This is a genomic window from Pontibacter populi, assembly GCF_019336435.1.
GTDB classification, from domain to species: Bacteria; Bacteroidota; Bacteroidia; order Cytophagales; family Hymenobacteraceae; genus Pontibacter; species Pontibacter humidus.
In genome coordinates, this window is record NZ_JAHWXQ010000001.1 from 1,421,179 (window position 1) to 1,436,786 (window position 15,608).

15 protein-coding genes are annotated in these 15,608 nt (G+C 45.9%); 7 read left to right on the forward strand and 8 right to left on the reverse strand.

Features of this window, described 5'->3' with window-relative positions; translation table 11 throughout:
* Positions 1–335: 335 nt before the first annotated feature.
* The 3 genes from KYK27_RS06120 to KYK27_RS06130 all read right to left on the reverse strand — a co-directional run bounded on the left by KYK27_RS06120 (position 336) and on the right by KYK27_RS06130 (position 2,229).
* Positions 336–1,136 carry a TPM domain-containing protein gene (locus KYK27_RS06120; RefSeq protein ID WP_199109089.1) on the reverse strand — a complete coding sequence of 267 codons (801 nt, stop codon included), beginning with the start codon at positions 1,134–1,136 and terminating at the stop codon, positions 336–338.
* A 6-nt stretch (positions 1,137–1,142) separates the two neighbouring features.
* Complete coding sequence (locus KYK27_RS06125) at positions 1,143–1,580, reverse strand: TPM domain-containing protein (protein ID WP_199109090.1); 438 nt, start codon at positions 1,578–1,580, stop codon at positions 1,143–1,145.
* A gap of 70 nt (positions 1,581–1,650) precedes the next feature.
* Positions 1,651–2,229 (reverse strand): LemA family protein, encoded by a 579-nt coding sequence (locus tag KYK27_RS06130; protein WP_162428260.1) that lies wholly within the window; start codon positions 2,227–2,229, stop codon positions 1,651–1,653.
* 190 nt (positions 2,230–2,419) lie between these two features.
* Between KYK27_RS06130 and KYK27_RS06135 the strand changes: the two genes are divergently transcribed.
* From KYK27_RS06135 to KYK27_RS06150, 4 genes are all read left to right on the forward strand, one after another.
* Positions 2,420–3,421 carry a sugar phosphate nucleotidyltransferase gene (locus KYK27_RS06135; RefSeq protein WP_199109091.1) on the forward strand — a complete coding sequence of 334 codons (1,002 nt, stop codon included), beginning with the start codon at positions 2,420–2,422 and terminating at the stop codon, positions 3,419–3,421.
* Positions 3,422–3,654: 233 nt separating this feature from the next.
* Positions 3,655–5,853 carry a prolyl oligopeptidase family serine peptidase gene (locus KYK27_RS06140; RefSeq protein ID WP_199109092.1) on the forward strand — a complete coding sequence of 733 codons (2,199 nt, stop codon included), beginning with the start codon at positions 3,655–3,657 and terminating at the stop codon, positions 5,851–5,853.
* Positions 5,854–5,986: 133 nt separating this feature from the next.
* Positions 5,987–6,727: an acyl-[acyl-carrier-protein] thioesterase gene (locus KYK27_RS06145; RefSeq protein ID WP_199109093.1), complete on the forward strand. Its 741-nt coding sequence runs from the start codon at positions 5,987–5,989 to the stop codon at positions 6,725–6,727.
* A 122-nt stretch (positions 6,728–6,849) separates the two neighbouring features.
* Positions 6,850–7,320: a GNAT family N-acetyltransferase gene (locus KYK27_RS06150; protein WP_199109094.1), complete on the forward strand. Its 471-nt coding sequence runs from the start codon at positions 6,850–6,852 to the stop codon at positions 7,318–7,320.
* A gap of 86 nt (positions 7,321–7,406) precedes the next feature.
* On the opposite strand, the gene KYK27_RS06155 is transcribed toward KYK27_RS06150, so the two are convergent.
* Positions 7,407–7,733 (reverse strand): DUF4286 family protein, encoded by a 327-nt coding sequence (locus KYK27_RS06155; protein ID WP_199109250.1) that lies wholly within the window; start codon positions 7,731–7,733, stop codon positions 7,407–7,409.
* Between the two features lie 159 nt (positions 7,734–7,892).
* Here KYK27_RS06155 and KYK27_RS06160 point away from each other — a divergent pair, with 159 nt between their 5' ends.
* Positions 7,893–8,387, forward strand: coding sequence for a hypothetical protein (locus tag KYK27_RS06160; RefSeq protein WP_199109095.1), 495 nt, complete (start codon positions 7,893–7,895; stop codon positions 8,385–8,387).
* Positions 8,388–8,390: 3 nt separating this feature from the next.
* Here the strand turns inward: KYK27_RS06160 and KYK27_RS06165 are convergent, their stop codons facing one another.
* The gene (locus tag KYK27_RS06165; RefSeq protein ID WP_199109096.1) at positions 8,391–8,915 is read right to left on the reverse strand and encodes a hypothetical protein; all 525 of its coding nucleotides are present in this window, start codon (positions 8,913–8,915) and stop codon (positions 8,391–8,393) included.
* Between the two features lie 351 nt (positions 8,916–9,266).
* On the opposite strand from KYK27_RS06165, the gene KYK27_RS06170 reads away from it, so the two are divergent.
* Positions 9,267–9,893, forward strand: coding sequence for a YdeI/OmpD-associated family protein (locus KYK27_RS06170; protein ID WP_199109097.1), 627 nt, complete (start codon positions 9,267–9,269; stop codon positions 9,891–9,893).
* A gap of 73 nt (positions 9,894–9,966) precedes the next feature.
* On the opposite strand, the gene KYK27_RS06175 is transcribed toward KYK27_RS06170, so the two are convergent.
* The 3 genes from KYK27_RS06175 to KYK27_RS06185 form a co-directional block, all read right to left on the reverse strand.
* Complete coding sequence (locus KYK27_RS06175; RefSeq protein ID WP_199109098.1) at positions 9,967–10,509, reverse strand: hypothetical protein; 543 nt, start codon at positions 10,507–10,509, stop codon at positions 9,967–9,969.
* A 64-nt stretch (positions 10,510–10,573) separates the two neighbouring features.
* The gene (locus KYK27_RS06180; RefSeq protein WP_199109099.1) at positions 10,574–12,946 is read right to left on the reverse strand and encodes a TonB-dependent receptor; all 2,373 of its coding nucleotides are present in this window, start codon (positions 12,944–12,946) and stop codon (positions 10,574–10,576) included.
* A gap of 151 nt (positions 12,947–13,097) precedes the next feature.
* Positions 13,098–13,421, reverse strand: coding sequence for a hypothetical protein (locus KYK27_RS06185; protein WP_199109100.1), 324 nt, complete (start codon positions 13,419–13,421; stop codon positions 13,098–13,100).
* Between the two features lie 249 nt (positions 13,422–13,670).
* Here KYK27_RS06185 and htpG point away from each other — a divergent pair, with 249 nt between their 5' ends.
* A complete protein-coding gene (gene htpG / locus KYK27_RS06190) occupies positions 13,671–15,494 on the forward strand; it encodes a molecular chaperone HtpG (protein ID WP_199109101.1) in 1,824 nt (607 codons plus the stop codon).
* Positions 15,495–15,608 lie beyond the last annotated feature (114 nt).

Below are 15,608 nucleotides of genomic sequence, written 5' to 3' on the forward strand. Positions count from 1 at the left end.
GCATGAACTATAACCAAACTCCTTCCCCTGTTTTTTAGGGGAAGGTTGGGAAGGGGTAAAACTGTAACTATAGAACTATAGGTCAAACTATGGTAAAGGCAGAATTGTCCCCTTGAGGACAAGTGAGAACGAGAGTTTGAAACTTGCGAGCAGCGCTCAACAGGGGTGTTAAAACCATAACTATAAAACTATACTTCTAACTATAGCAAAAGCTACATACATTGTCAGGCCTGATTCTAAAATCCCAGCACAAACAAAAAAGGAGATGAAGCCTCAGCCTCATCTCCTTATTCATAATGCTTAATTTCTAATTCATAATTAACCTGCAGGGCTCACTACCAACTGCTGCTGGCGCCGCCGCCGCCGAAGGAACCTCCTCCGAAGCCGCCAAAGCCGCCTCCACCTCCACCGAAGCCACCGCCTCCGCCACCAAAGATACCACCTCCTGAACGGAAGGTACCGAAGCCTCCAGGAATAATGATCGGGCCGCCGAAGGTGCGGGAATAGCCTCTGCCACCACGTCCACCACCACCGCCGCCTTTACCAAACCTCGACAGGATGAACAGGAGCAGTAAAGCAATAATCACGATGAACATGATAGAGGGACCGCCCTCGCCTTCTGCGTTGGCTGATGGGTCTGCCTGGTATTCGCCGCTGGCTACACTGATAATAAATGAGGTAGCTTCATCCAGGCCCTTGTAAAACTCTCCCTGCTGAAAATTTGGTTTGAGCGTGTACTCTGTAATGCGTTTGGCAATAGCATCGGGTACCAGGTGCTCCATGCCATAACCGGTTTGTATGGCTACTTTGCGCTGTTCTATAGCTACCAGAATAACGATACCATTGTCGAACTTGGCAGAACCAACTCCCCAGCGCTCACCCAGCTCAGCAGCATACTGGTTAGGGTCATAATCGCCAATGGATTTTATAGTTACGATGGCGATCTGCGTGGATGTAGTGTCGTTATAGTTTACCAGTTTCTGTTCAAGTGCAGTTACTTCTTCCCGTGTCAGGATGCCGGCCATGTCATTAACCAGGCGCGGCGGGTTTGGCCGTGCCGGGAAATCGCTGTCCTGAGCAAAAGCCAGCAGGCTGATGCAGTAAAGGCACAGGAAAAGTGTAATGTGTTTAAACATAGTTGGTTATTGTCCGAATGAGATGTCGTCGCGTAGTTCGTTTACGTCTCCTTCTTTGTTGTAAGGGAAATGCACTTTAAGCTGCTCGCCGGCCATTTTTATACCATTGGCCAGACCAAGAGCATACTTTTTCTGCTTAAATTGACTGATCACTTCTTCTGTAATATCTTCCCAGAAATGGTCCGGAACTATGGCATTTATGCCAGCATCGCCGAGTACGGCAAACTGGTGATCTTTAATGGCAATATAGAAAAGTACGCCGTTGCGTAGCTTGGTCAGATGCATATGCAGTTCTGCGAAAACTTCGGTAGCACGATCCAGCACATCGCCTGAGCAATGGTTTTCTACGTGCACGCGTATCTCTCCAGATGTATTCTGTTCTGCTTCCTGTATGGCAGCCAGTATCAGCTGCTCATCTTCAGGGGCTATAATATCTTTGGGCATAGTTTAATTGTTGATGGTTGGTTGTTAATTGTTGATCTGGTAAAAGCAATCAGCAATTAACAACCAGCAATTAAAATTGAACGGTTGGAGCTTTTTGTGCACCTGCATCAGCCTCAAAGTAGCCTTTCTTCTCGAAGTCGAACCAGCCGGCTATGATGTTGCGCGGGAATGAACGGATGTAAGAATTATAGTCCTGCACAGTCTCGTTAAACTTGCGTCTTTCTACAGAGATGCGGTTTTCGGTGCCTTCTAACTGGGCCTGAAGTTCCAGGAAGTTTTGATTAGCCTTTAGTTCCGGGTATCGCTCTACGGAAACAAGTAATCGGCTGAGTGCTCCTGAAAGTTCACCTTGTGCCTGTTGGAAACGCTGGATATTCTCCGGGGTAAGATTATCCGGGCTGATGTTTACGCTGGTGGCCTTGGCGCGGGCTTCTATCACCTGTGTCAGAGTTTCCTGCTCAAAATTGGCAGCTCCCTTAACTGTGTTTACCAGGTTAGGTATCAGGTCGGAGCGGCGCTGATAAGCATTTTGCACGTTAGCCCAGGCAGCTTCTACAGTTTCGTCTTTGGCGACCATTTCGTTATAACCGCAAGACGATTGAGAAGCCAGTACAACAAATCCGATCAGGTAAAATAATATTCTTTTCATGAGTTTATGTTAGGTAGTAAGTATACGTTACAAATAAGTGCGTAAGGCGTTATCAGTACGAAATTACAGCACCATCGTTTAAAGTTAGCCTTTTTATATTAACTAAAAGCAATATTAAGCTTATGCGAATAGCCTGGCTTTAGTTTAGGTTAGTGTTTTAATTTAATATATTAGCAGAAAAGTATAGTTTATGAAAGCAGTAATTCCGGTAGCAGGTATAGGGTCAAGGCTTCGGCCGCACACGCATACACAGCCTAAATCGTTGTTACCTGTTGCTGATAATACAATACTTGGGCATATCATAGATCGCCTTTCAGAAGCAGGCATTACAGACTTTGTGTTTATAATAGGTTACCTGGGCGAGAAGATCGAAAGTTATGTAAAGCAAAAGTACCCGCAGTTACGCGCTGAGTTTATAGTACAGGAACCCCGCGAAGGCCTCGGGCATGCCCTTTGGATTGCCCGCCATACGTACGAGAACGAACCGAATGTACTAATCATGCTCGGCGACGCCATAGTAGATACCGACCTGCAACCTATACTAGACGCGCCTTACTCCGTGTTGGGTGTGAAGAAAGTAGCCAGGCCATCGTTGTTTGGGGTTACGGAAGTAGGGATGGATGAATTTGTGACTAAGCTGGTAGAAAAGCCGAAGATTCCCAAATCGAACTTTGCACTGGTAGGCCTTTATAAAATTGCCAATCCTAAAAAGCTGATAGAGTCGCTGGAGTATATTATTAACGAAGACCTGCGCACCTTAGGCGAATACCACCTGACAGATGCCCTGATGCACATGATAAAGTCGGGGGAGAAAATGGTGAAGTGGAATGTAGAACAGTGGTTTGACTGTGGCCGCAAGGATACACTGTTAGAAGCTAATGCTCTTCTTTTAAACCGGCCGCACCTGCGCCATATCAACTATAGTCAGCAATTTCCGGGCTGCATTATCATTCCGCCGGTAACTATAGGCGCTGAGTGTACCATCATAAATTCTGTTATCGGGCCAAACGTAGCCATCGGCGAGAATACCACTATTACCAGTTCTATACTGAGTAATTCTATTATCGGGTCGTTTTCGGAACTGCGCTTTGCCGTAATGCACGATTCCATTATCGGTTCAGATGCCACTTTTAAAGGCTTAAGCCATAGTTTAAATATCGGCGACAGTACCGAGATCAATTTTGGGCAGTAAAAAAGTATAGTTTTCCTCTGATGGCGTAAGCCTCCGGGCTCGTAACCTGGTATAGCAGGGCCTACGTCTTTTTTACAAATCTTATATCCTGATGACATTATCCGGTTTTCAAAACTATAGTTCGACACGAGCCCGAAAGCCCGCGGCATAGATTTTCAACTATAGCCCTTTTCAGGATAATTACTTATCTTAGCTTTTCCCGTAATACAACCTAAACTCAGACGGAAAACATTATGAAAAGAACCACTGTTCTACTGCTGGCTGGCGGCCTCACGGCTGTGGCAGCATGTAAATCAACACAATCCGAAACTACAAGTGTGAATACCGAAACTACTACTGAAGCCGCAGTTGCAACGGCTGAAACCAATTTAGATTATCCTGATACCAAAAAAGTAGACCACGTTGATAATTACCACGGCAAGCAGGTCGCAGACCCATATCGCTGGCTCGAAACGCATACCGATGAAGTAGATCAGTGGATAAAAGCGCAGAACGAAGTAACGCAGGAATACCTGGGCGACATCGATTTCCGCGACAACATTAAAGCACGCCTGACCGAGATCTGGAATTATCCAAAATATGGTGCTCCGTTTAAAGAAGGCGGTAAATATTATTTCTATAAGAACGACGGTCTGCAGAACCAGAGCGTGCTGTATGTACAGGAAACATTGGAGTCTGAACCAAAAGTATTCTTCGATCCAAACAAGCTGTCTTCTGACGGAACAGTAGCGCTTTCTGCGTTCAGCTTCTCAAAAGATGGCAAGCATGTGGCGGTTGGTACCTCAAGCGGCGGCTCTGACTGGAACACGTACCAGGTAATGGATGTGGCGACTGGCAAAATGCTGGACGATAAACTGGAGTGGGTGAAATTCTCTGGCCCGAGCTGGTACAAAGATGGTTTCTTTTATAGCCGTTACGATGCTCCAACTGAAGGCAACAAACTGGCTAACAAGAACGAATTCCACAAAGTATACTACCACAAAATTGGTACACCGCAAAGCCAGGACAAACTGGTTTACGAAGACAAAGCACATGCCCTGCGCAACTTCTACGGCCAGACCACAGACGATGAGCGCTTCCTGATCCTGAATGCATCGGAAGGTGCCAGCGGAGCAAACGCACTTTACTATAAAGATCTTGCTGATCCGAAATCAACTATAAAACCTATAGTTAACAACTTCGAGAGCGAGTACAATGTGGTGGATAACTTCGGCGACAAGCTGCTGGTGATGACGAATAAGAACGCACCACGCTACCGCCTCGTGTTGATCGATCCGAAGAAGCCGCAGGAAGCCAACTGGAAAACTATAGTTCCGGAGTCTGCTAACGTAATGCAGAGCGTGTCTACGGTAGGTGGTCGTATTATTGCCAGCTATATGAAAGATGCTACCAGCCAGGTAGTGGTTTATGACCAGAATGGCAAGCAACTGAACACGGTAGAGTTACCAACATTAGGTACTGTTAGCGGCTTCGGCGGCGACCAGAAAGACAAGGAGACGTTCTTCACGTTTACATCCTTTACTTACCCGCCAACTATTTACCGTTACGATGTTGCTAACAACAAAGTAAGCCTGTTCCGCAAAACCGAAGTGAATGTAGATACCGATGCCTTTGAAACGAAGCAGGTGTTCTATACTTCGAAAGACGGTACTAAGGTGCCAATGTTTATTGTGCACAAGAAAGGCCTGAAACTGGATGGCACCAACCCAACTTACCTGTACGCTTACGGTGGCTTTAACATCTCTATGACACCGAGCTTCAGCATTGCGAATATGCTTTGGTTAGAGAACGGTGGTGTGTATGCCATGCCTAACCTGCGTGGTGGCGGCGAGTACGGCGAAGACTGGCACAAGGCCGGTATGACGCCAAACAAGCAAAACGTATTCGATGACTTTATTGGTGCTGCTGAATACCTGATCAACCAAAAGTATACGTCATCTGAAAGACTGGCTGTAGCTGGCGGTTCTAACGGTGGTTTGCTGGTTGGTGCTTTTATGACACAGCGCCCTGAGCTGGCTAAAGTTGCCCTGCCTGCAGTAGGTGTAATGGACATGCTGCGTTTCCATAAATTTACCATTGGTTGGGCATGGGTACCGGAGTATGGCACGTCAGATGATGCTGCTCAGTTCGAGAACCTGTACAAATTCTCGCCGTTGCACAACATTAAAGAAGGCGTAAAATACCCTGCAACTCTTGTTAAAACTGCTGACCACGACGACCGTGTAGTACCAGCGCACTCTTTCAAGTTCATCTCTGAACTACAGGCCAAAGGTGCTCCGGGCAATCCTTATTTAATCAGAGTAGATGTGCGTGCTGGCCATGGTGCCGGTAAGCCGACTTCGCTGGTTATCCAGGAGTATGCTGATACTTATGCTTTCATCTACAAAAACATGGGCGTAAACCCTTACGAAGGCGAAGCTCAGAACAAATAACACAAGTATAGATCTGCCATTTATACTTCAGCCGCGCTGCCTGCATCAGGTAGCGCGGCTTTTTTGTTTTGGGTGGTTTGGCAACAGCAACGCATCTTCCGTACCTTAGTAACTATAAACCAGCTTCACCACTATGAAATCATACCCCGGCAAAAGCACTTTTATAGTTCGTTCCAGCGAGATAGATTACAATGGCAATGCCACCATGCCGGCGTTGGTAAGTTACATGCAGGAAGCAGCCTGGGAGAATACACGGAACTTAGGTATCTCAATGTATGATTTGCTGGAGCGAGGATTGACATGGGTGCTGCAACGCATGCGCGTGGAGATGTTTCGTTACCCATCCCACGGCGAAACTATAGTTGTGGAAACCTGGGCGTCGGGGCGGGAACGTGTTTTTCTGCATCGCGATTTCAGAATCTATAGTTTGGAAGGCGAGCTGTTGGGGCAGGCGACAAGTGTGTGGCTGGTGATGGATGTGGTAAAACGGCAGATGGTGTCGGTGCCGGATTTCATAACAGATATAGAAGTAGTGCCCGACAAAGAACCGCTGCCTTTTGCCAAAGGAAAGCTACCGCAACCGGAACAGCCAACTTACACACAGCAAATGCCCGTACGCTGGCACGACATTGACCTGAACCGCCACGTCACCAACACCCGCTACCTGCAATGGATACTCGATACACTGCCAACTGAAATTATGGAAAAGCAGCTTCGGGAAGTAGACATCATTTATAAAGCAGAAAGTATTTTAGGGGATACCGTTCTGTCGGAAGCTGGCAAAGGTGAAGCAGAAACTATACTTTTGCATAAACTTACCAGCCAGGAAACAGGCAAAGAACTGGTGCAAGCCAGGACGGAGTGGAGGAGTTAGTGAGTTTAGGGAGTTAGAAGGTTAGAAAGTTTGGAAGTTAGAAAGGTGTTTAAAATCCTGCTAATCCTTTAATCCTGAAAATCCTGATTCAGACATACAGCAATTAACAATTAACAATACAAGTGATACAGATTAGAAAAGGTACGATAGAAGATTTGCCGCAGGTTCTGCAGCTGATACAGGAGCTGGCAGAATACGAGAAAGCGCCCAATGAAGTAACCAACACCCTGGAAGATATGCAGCGCGACGGTTTCGGGGAGCGCCCGATCTTTGAGTTTTTTGTGGCAGAAGATCAGGAAGCTATAGTTGGCATAGCACTGTACTATACAGCTTACTCAACCTGGAAAGGCAGAACTATTTACCTGGAAGACCTAGTGGTTACAGAACGCCTGCGCCGTAGCGGTATCGGTAAAAAGCTGTTTGATGTTGTTGCCGAGGAAGCGAAGCGTTTAGGAGCAAAACGTTTCAGATGGCAGGTGCTGGAGTGGAACGAGCCGGCGATTACTTTCTATAAAAAGATTGGTGCTGACCTGGATGGCGAATGGATGAACTGTACCATGACCGAGCAGCAGATACAGGACTACAACGCCTGAACAGAACTATAGTTTAAACAAAAGCCTTTAGCACTAACTATAAAGTGTGTTAAAGGCTTTTGTTTTTATAATGGAGCTGTGCGTTTTTAGTCTTTACGCTCTACGTTTACGCCAACAATTTCCAGCATCGTTCTGAAGGAAGCATATCGGCCGGCATAACGCTCGTTAACTTTTTGCTGTAAGGCCGGAGAGTGGTCGCGCTGGTATTCCTGCAGGTCTTCTACGCTGCGGCAGGTATATTGCACCGCGTATGTAGTTCCGCCTGTATCCTCATCCTCCATCACCCGGCAGATCTGGTTTGCCATAAAATAGCCTGTGCCCATCACTTCCGGAATATGTACTTCTTTCATCCACTGCAGCCACTCGTCGGCCACAGTATTATCTATGCTTACTGTTACGTTGTATAAGATCATGCTCAAAATTACAAAATAGCTGCTGCTTTACAGAAACATACGATTAAAATTGCGCAATTGACTATAAGGGGCAAACTATAGTGGTAAGTTACACGGCATCATTCTCAGTCACCAAATGTTTTTGTTATCGTATAAATCATATTAAAAATTAGTTTAAGTATGAAATGTGTCTTTATCTCTTGTCTCCTGAGTGCTGGTCTGTGCTTTGGGCTATTGCAGGCAGTTGCTGCTGCACCTTTTCCGGTAACTACAACTATAGCAGGGCTGGAAGTGCATCCTGCCGAAGCTAAATATGATAAGCTGATGGGAAACTATGCTAATGGCCTCAAAGCTGCTTTTGCCGAGAAAGATGATAAAAAGACCATTGCCATGGTTAATAAGTTAAATGACGAACTCTATACAGAACTGGAAAAGATAAAACCTGAGCTGGAAAGATGGGTGAAAGGCATGACGGAAGCAGACAAGGAGGCATTTAAACAAAGAGCCGAAAGTAAGCCTTACCTTAAAACCATCTTCGAGATTATGTTTAACCCTGAAATTGGCAAGCGCGTTGAAAATAATCCGGAACTGAAAGCCGCCATGGACGCCGGTAACAAACGAGTGGAGTCACTGGGCTTTGAAGACGAGGGCTCTAATGAAGGAGACTATAAATAGCGCTTACTCACAGATCCAGTTGCCGGCACCTTTGTCGTAAATAGCTTCGGGTAAGGTGCGCTGGTAAGCTACCACTATAGGTGCATCGCCCGAAGTGGGCTGTAATTGCATAGGCCCTTCCTGTAGTTGCAAAAATACCCTGCCGTTCTTATCATCAATCGCTTTCAGTGTGCCATAGTTATTGCGGAGCTTATAGCTGTTGTAAGTACTTAATCCAGTGGCCGTTAAATCTTTAACTGCGAATTGCCTGTGCACCTTTTTGGTTTTAGGGTTATTGCCGGCAGGTACACATTCTATTTTCCCTCCGATCCAGAGGTTCTCTCCCAAACACTCCGACGTTTCTACGATCAGGTCGAAATAAGCCTCGTTGGAGGGTACGGTTAAAGCTGCAATAGTGACAGGTGTCTGAACTTCGGGTGGAGCTATAGTTGCGGGCGGCTGCTTATCGGGCTGCGATGTATAGAGTACAACAGCCAGCAGTGTGAGAGAAGATATGTCCGCAATTCGGGAAGTAAACGGTATCTTCATAAGCAAGTAAAATTATAACCGGAACTATAAATTTATACTCGTAATTTTCTGATTTAGTTGTACTGGTTCCACGCTTTTAAGGGAAAGTATACAAGTGCAATTCGCTAAGTATCAGTGGTGTTGTGTGGTTTGTTTTTGCAGCGTAACTCCAGGGTGTTTGATAAAATTATAGCTGGGGAGTTGCTTCAGGTTAATAGCCTTAACCAGACTTGAGGGCCAGACTTATAGTTGGAATTAGAAGCTGCAAACGATAGCTATAGTTCAGACCTATAGTTTATAAAATGGGTATATGGTTTTTGCTGATTTTGAACTAGCTTACGGCATCAATTTAAACCAACTATAGATTTACGTATGCCCTCTGTTAGCCAGAAACTCCAGCTTAAAGCGCCTTATAGTTTACTGCTCCTGAATGCTCCTGATCATTTAAAAGGCGAGTTTGAGCAGGAAGGCGGAAAGATAACAGCAGTAACTACTATAAATACTGAAAACCAGTTTGATGTAGTGCAGCTGTTTGTTACCACCAAAGCAGAACTGGATACGCTAGGTCCGCAGGCTGTTCGTGCACTAAAGCCCGGTGGCATGCTATGGATTGCCTATCCTAAGAAATCATCAGGCATAAAATCAGACCTTACCCGCGACCATGGCTGGGCAACTATAAAAGGGCTGGGCTACGAAGGCGTACGGCAGATTGCTATTGACGAAACATGGTCGTCGCTTCGGTTTAAGCATGTAGCGGAGCGTATTGCGCCATCTAAAATGGGTGTAGATTACCCGGGGATAGACAGGGTAAACCGGACAGTAACGATACCCGAAGACCTGCAGCAGGCCATGGAACAGGTCAACGTACAGGAGCTGTTCGCTAAATTATCGTTTACAGACAGGAAAGAGCATGTAATTGCTGTGCTGGAAGCCAAACGCCCGGAAACACGACAGGCCCGCATCAGCAAAATTGTCGCAAAGCTTCAGGCAAAGGCTTAACTATAAAACAACTATCGCTTAAAACAGAAAAGGCGCTCCTAAAGGGCGCCTTTTCTGTTTTTCTGTAAGTATGTTATTGCTGAACCACTACATTAAATGTAGCATCAACATCGGTTTCGCCAGCAGTAGCGCTGCCTTTGGTACCAGGCTGGTGCTTTAATACTACTTTAAGTGTACCTGTTCCGGCATTGCCAGTAAGTATAGTTGATGTTAAACCTAACGGACGGTTCTGGCTGTCTTTATCGGTTACAGTTACAGTCATAAGGCTTGTTGGCGTTGAAGTATAGTATACCTGATGATCATTAGCCTCTGCGATGATCTCGCTGTTAAGACTTGTTGTTTTATTTAGTATAGTAAGCGTTGCATTGTATGTTACGCCCGCCTTAAGTGTCATTTGAGGTATTACAGGAGCATTGCCACCCGGGCCATCAAGATCTTCATAAGATGCAGTAACTGCGGTGCCCACTTTGCCCTGAGGCTCTAAAGTAAGTTTTGCAGTTGTGATAGTTTCACGATCAACTACCGGTGCAGGATCGTCGTCGCCTCCACAGCTGGTTGTTGTAATCAGGGAACCCATTAGTAATACGGCAAGGTATGGTCTCAAAAGCTTCTTCATAAATGATACTTTACGTTAGGATGAAATACTATTTTGGTGATTAAATCTGATGATACTGACTATTTTATGATCTTGTTTTAAAAAGTAGCGGTAAGTTAACACGAATCAGCAACATTCGGGCAGTTTCGGTAGCAAAAAAACGCAATCTATTTTGATAATCCCGATAAACTGTGTTTAACAAATTGTTACCGGATATACTTAGCTCAACCGGCTGTCTGCCAATGTGTAATTTTGTACCGGCCTCGGCCTGCAACAGGAAGTAAGCTTCCGGTGCTTTCATGTGTGGATCGGTCTGCTCATCAGATCGGTTCTGCCTTGCAACAGCTAACCCTCCTATGGCAACAAAGCTATCCGAAAAATTACCTTTCCCCAATTCTCCCAGCTCATACTGCAACTCAGCGTTAATACGGTCAGCCGGGATGTTAGGCAGGTACTGGTCTTCTTCGAAATTATAAGCCCGAACTATACTTGCCTTTGTGTCTAACGTAAGCTTGTCGGTAAACGCATAGGATAGGTTCAGGTCTGCCCCATAAAACCGCGAATCAGCCTGTTTGTAAAAATAAGAAAGATAAGATCCGCTTATAGTTAGTTCCGGTACGGTGTCGGGTTGCAGGTAAATAAAGTTGGATATGGTATTGTAAAAGAAACTTATACCACCGTTCAGTTTTGGGTTGGTATGGTAATTTATAGTTGCACTCACATTTACGGCATGTTCTGAAACCATAGTATGATCCCCTCTTTCGTAGGCTGCTGTACCGTGGTGTATGCCATTCGCAAATAGTTCGTTCGCGTGCGGGGCTCGTGATGCATAACTTATATTGGCTCCAAAAGTAAAGTGGTAACCGGCATCAACCAACGCGCCTGCACTTCCCGACAGGTTATGGAAACGAAAAGATGGCTTTTGTACACTATTTAAGCTGTCGCGCCTTTTTACGTCCATGTTCTTAAAGTCATAGCGAAGCCCGGCCTCGAGCTGTACATTATCTTTGCGCCACTTTTCCTCTGCAAAAGCGCCGGCCGTAAAGCTCCGGTAAAACGGCACAAACATGCGTCCCTCATAGGTATTATCCTGCCAGAGCGTACTCACGCCCATGCTTCCCGAAATAGCCGATGGCAGCTCATGTTCCCACACCAGCTCTGTCGTATGTGTCATCAGGTCAAGGTGCAGTTCAGGAGCATTCGGGTTTACCTTAGAAACGTCTTTGTCATATTCGTCTCGGATGTTCTGCTGAAAAGCATAAGTGAAAAGCAGCTTCCCTAAGTCGCCGGTGGTATGGTAACCTTTTAGTTTTAGTAACTGGTGGCTTACGTCCTGATAAGGCCGGGCTATCTTGTAACTAAACTCTCCTGTCTTTTCAGGTCTACCGCGATCAATAGCATTCAGCAGGTCTGTTGTGTTACCAATATGTGCCGATGTAAGTAAACCGATCTTGGTATGGAATAAACTATAATATGCTTCGGCGCCAAAGTTCTCTTTGTTATAACCCAGCGTGGCAGCAAGGTTCTGTTCCTCGAAACCGGTATTCTTCAGGTTATAGTCCGGTGTGTGCGAGTCACCAGCCTTTTTCAGAGAACTGTGTAGTCGCCAGCTGATCGGTTGTTGCTTTAATCTGCCTTGTAGCAAGCCAGCTATTGTTCCCATCCGGCCATTGGTGTTACCAATCAGGCCTATGTTGCCACTTATGCCAGCAGAGTCTGGCATCGGACTGGGGTTTACAAGTATAGTTCCGGCAATGGCATCAGAGCCGTAACGCACACCGGCAGCTCCTTTTACTACTTTCAGTTCCGTAGCAGCCAGTGCATCAATTTCAGGAGCATGTTCATCGCCCCATTGCTGCGCCTCATGCCGTACACCGTTGTTTAAGATAAGCACTCTGCTGCCCGACATGCCATGTATGACAGGTTTCGATACATTGGGGCCGGTCTGAAACGAGCTGACTCCGGGTAATTCTTTCAGCGATTCTCCCAATGATAAGCCTCTTGTTTGTTCCAGTTCGCGGCCGGATAATACCTCTGTAGCCTGAGATTCACTAAGCAAACGGGTACTTACCACCTCTACGGAGCGAAGCATGGCTGCATCGGAGTGCAGTTGCAGATCTCTTACAGATGATGTGGTGATCCTGTAACTATAAGACTCGGTTGTATAACCAATAAAACTAACCTTTAAGGTATAAGTGCCCTGGCAAACGTGGTGGAAATGATAATTGCCATACGCATCAGCGATGGCAGCACGGTCTAGTTGCGGAATATAAATGGTTGCCCCGGGCAGCACGGCACGTGTGTCGTGGTCCAGCACTTTGCCCGAAATGGTAAGGCCGCAATCCTGTACGGCGCCGGCGGTGCCCTCGTGTGGCAGCATGCTTTGCGCCACTACAGGTATCACAGTCAGGAACAGCGGCAGCAAAAGCAGCTTTCGCAAAATTTTATCTTTAAGCACGGTAATTAGTTAAAATAAGAACAACAGCTGAAACACAGCCATGATAGGCTTAAAAGCAACTATAGTTAACCTATAACTGCCACGTCACTATCACGAAACTATAATATGCCGGACGGTTGAAGTATTGTTGATCCGGACTTTCGCTAAGAAGTTATACTACAGGCGGGCCCCGTAAATAAAGAGATTGGCTGTTGTTGTTTTGCCAGTTGCTATAGTTATAGTTGGCGTAAACGGTATGGTGTTGTGCCGGCGTTAAGTCTATAGTTGTTATAGTTCCCTGGAACGGAACATCAAAAATATCCTCTACGGGGCAATGTTTGTGCTTCTGCCCTACCTGCGCCTTGTGGCTGTCAGTGTAGTCGGCGTGTACGGTATGGGTGTGCGGGTGCAGTTCCAGTAAAAGCGCATCGGGCACCATGGCTCTGGTAAAGAGCAGCAGTAGCAGAACGGCGATATAGCTGGTAAAACGATGCATTTAAAACAGTTGGGCTTTTACAAATATAGCAATATCCGGCACATGGTTATGTTTATCGGTTTGCTTTTGACTGATCTGCATCCTGAAGGTTTAATATGTCAGAAATAACACAACTATAACGTGCTTTTATACTTAAATGGTCTGTTCGCTGACAACTTGTCGTAATTAGGATGGTATAGTTACAATGGAACACCTTTTGAAAGCGGAACCGCAGAAGCAAATCAAATAACGATATAGCAAACTATAAACATGGAAGAAAGAGGTAGTATTTCGATCCACACCGAAAACATTTTCCCGATCATCAAGAAGTTCCTGTACTCTGATCACGAGATTTTCCTGAGAGAGTTGGTGAGTAACGCCGTTGATGCTACGCAGAAAATAAAGCGACTGGCAGCAATAGGTGAGTACAAAGGTGATCTTGGCGAGCCTAAGGTAACTGTATCGGTTGATAAGGATGCCCGCACTATAACTATAGCCGACCAGGGTATCGGTATGACAGCCGAAGAGATCAAGAAATATATTAACCAGATCGCTTTTTCGGGTGCAGAGGAGTTTGTAGAGCGTTTTAAAGAAGCCGGCGATAGAAGCCAGATCATTGGTCAGTTCGGTCTTGGTTTCTACTCTGCATTTATGGTGGCCGACCGCGTTGAGATCATAACTAAGTCTTACCAGGAAGGTACTGAAGCTGCACGCTGGTCTTGCGATGGCAGTACCGAGTTTGCCATTACAAGTGCCGAAAAAGAAACACGTGGGTCAAATGTTATCCTGCACATAGCGTCAGATTCGGAAGAGTTTTTAGAAACTTCCCGCATCAAAACTATCCTTGATAAGTATTGCAAGTTCCTGCCTGTTCCGGTTGAGTTTGAAGGCGAAATCATAAATAACCCAAACCCGATCTGGACAAAACAGCCGAACGAGCTGACAGACGAAGACTATAAGAACTTCTACAAAGAACTATACCCGTTCTCTGAAGCACCGCTTTTCTGGATCCACCTGAATGTAGACTATCCGTTTAACCTGACAGGTATTCTGTATTTCCCTAAGATCAAGAACGACTTTGAGCTGCAGCGCAACAAAATACAACTATACTCGCGCCAGGTGTTCATTACCGACGAGGTAAAAGATGTGGTGCCTGAGTTCCTAATGCTGCTGCACGGTGTTATCGATTCTCCGGATATTCCGCTTAACGTGAGCCGCTCTTTCCTGCAGGCTGACTCGAGCGTGAAGAAGATCAACACTTATATCACTAAGAAAGTAGCTGATAAACTGTCGGAGATCTTTAAGAAAGACCGCGAAACGTTTGAGAAGAACTGGAACGACATCAACGTGTTTGTAAAGTACGGCATGCTGAGCGACGACAAGTTCTATGAAAAAGCGAAGGACTTTGTGCTGCTGGAAAGCATCGATAACAAATACTATACGATAGAAGAGTACAAGGCCTTAACGCAGGCTAACCAGACTGACAAAAATGGCAACCTGGTGCTGCTTTACACGACCGATGCCGACAAACAGCACGCCTTTATAGAAGCCGCACAAAACCGCAGCTACGATGTGCTGAAACTTGACTCGCTCATAGACAGCCACTTTATTGGTATGCTGGAGCAGAAGCTAGAGAAGACCACGCTGAAGCGCGTTGACTCTGACACGACTGATAAGCTGATCGAGAAAGACGAAACCAAGGAAAGCGTACTGAACGATAAAGAAAAAGAATCGCTGAAAGGCATTTACGAAACGGCTATCGACAATAAGAATATGACGGTGGAAGTAGCTGCCATGTCGCCGGACGATGCACCGCTGGTAATAACGTTGCCTGAGTTTATGCGCCGTATGAAAGATATGAGTAAAGCCGGTGGCGGCGGTATGATGTTTATGGGCGATATGCCGGATATGTATAACGTAACTATAAACGCCAACCATAGCCTGAATCAGCGCATCCTGAATGCCAAAGAAGATAACAAGGCGCGCATTGCCCGACAGGCATTCGACCTAGCCTTATTGTCGCAAAACATGCTATCAGGGGCAGCTCTTACAAGCTTCGTAAAACGCAGCTTCGAGCTGATCGACAAAGAATAGTGAACGATTAGTATTATACCTACAGTTTAAGGGCGGTGCCATTTGGTGCCGCCTTTTTAATTTTCATGAAACTTACAGGCCATAGCTATAGTTATAGGCGAGTTGGCTGATATA

What these genes read in the sequence shown, in the direction of transcription:
- KYK27_RS06120 (WP_199109089.1), bottom strand. Translation starts at nt 1,136, where the DNA reads ATGTTTAAACACATTACACTTTTCCTGTGCCTTTACTGCATCAGCCTG.
- KYK27_RS06125 (WP_199109090.1), bottom strand. Translation starts at nt 1,580, where the DNA reads ATGCCCAAAGATATTATAGCCCCTGAAGATGAGCAGCTGATACTGGCT.
- KYK27_RS06130 (WP_162428260.1), bottom strand. Translation starts at nt 2,229, where the DNA reads ATGAAAAGAATATTATTTTACCTGATCGGATTTGTTGTACTGGCTTCT.
- KYK27_RS06135 (WP_199109091.1), top strand. Translation starts at nt 2,420, where the DNA reads ATGAAAGCAGTAATTCCGGTAGCAGGTATAGGGTCAAGGCTTCGGCCG.
- KYK27_RS06140 (WP_199109092.1), top strand. Translation starts at nt 3,655, where the DNA reads ATGAAAAGAACCACTGTTCTACTGCTGGCTGGCGGCCTCACGGCTGTG.
- KYK27_RS06145 (WP_199109093.1), top strand. Translation starts at nt 5,987, where the DNA reads ATGAAATCATACCCCGGCAAAAGCACTTTTATAGTTCGTTCCAGCGAG.
- KYK27_RS06155 (WP_199109250.1), bottom strand. Translation starts at nt 7,733, where the DNA reads ATGATCTTATACAACGTAACAGTAAGCATAGATAATACTGTGGCCGAC.
- KYK27_RS06160 (WP_199109095.1), top strand. Translation starts at nt 7,893, where the DNA reads ATGAAATGTGTCTTTATCTCTTGTCTCCTGAGTGCTGGTCTGTGCTTT.
- KYK27_RS06165 (WP_199109096.1), bottom strand. Translation starts at nt 8,915, where the DNA reads ATGAAGATACCGTTTACTTCCCGAATTGCGGACATATCTTCTCTCACA.
- KYK27_RS06170 (WP_199109097.1), top strand. Translation starts at nt 9,267, where the DNA reads ATGCCCTCTGTTAGCCAGAAACTCCAGCTTAAAGCGCCTTATAGTTTA.
- KYK27_RS06175 (WP_199109098.1), bottom strand. Translation starts at nt 10,509, where the DNA reads ATGAAGAAGCTTTTGAGACCATACCTTGCCGTATTACTAATGGGTTCC.
- KYK27_RS06185 (WP_199109100.1), bottom strand. Translation starts at nt 13,421, where the DNA reads ATGCATCGTTTTACCAGCTATATCGCCGTTCTGCTACTGCTGCTCTTT.
- htpG (WP_199109101.1), top strand. Translation starts at nt 13,671, where the DNA reads ATGGAAGAAAGAGGTAGTATTTCGATCCACACCGAAAACATTTTCCCG.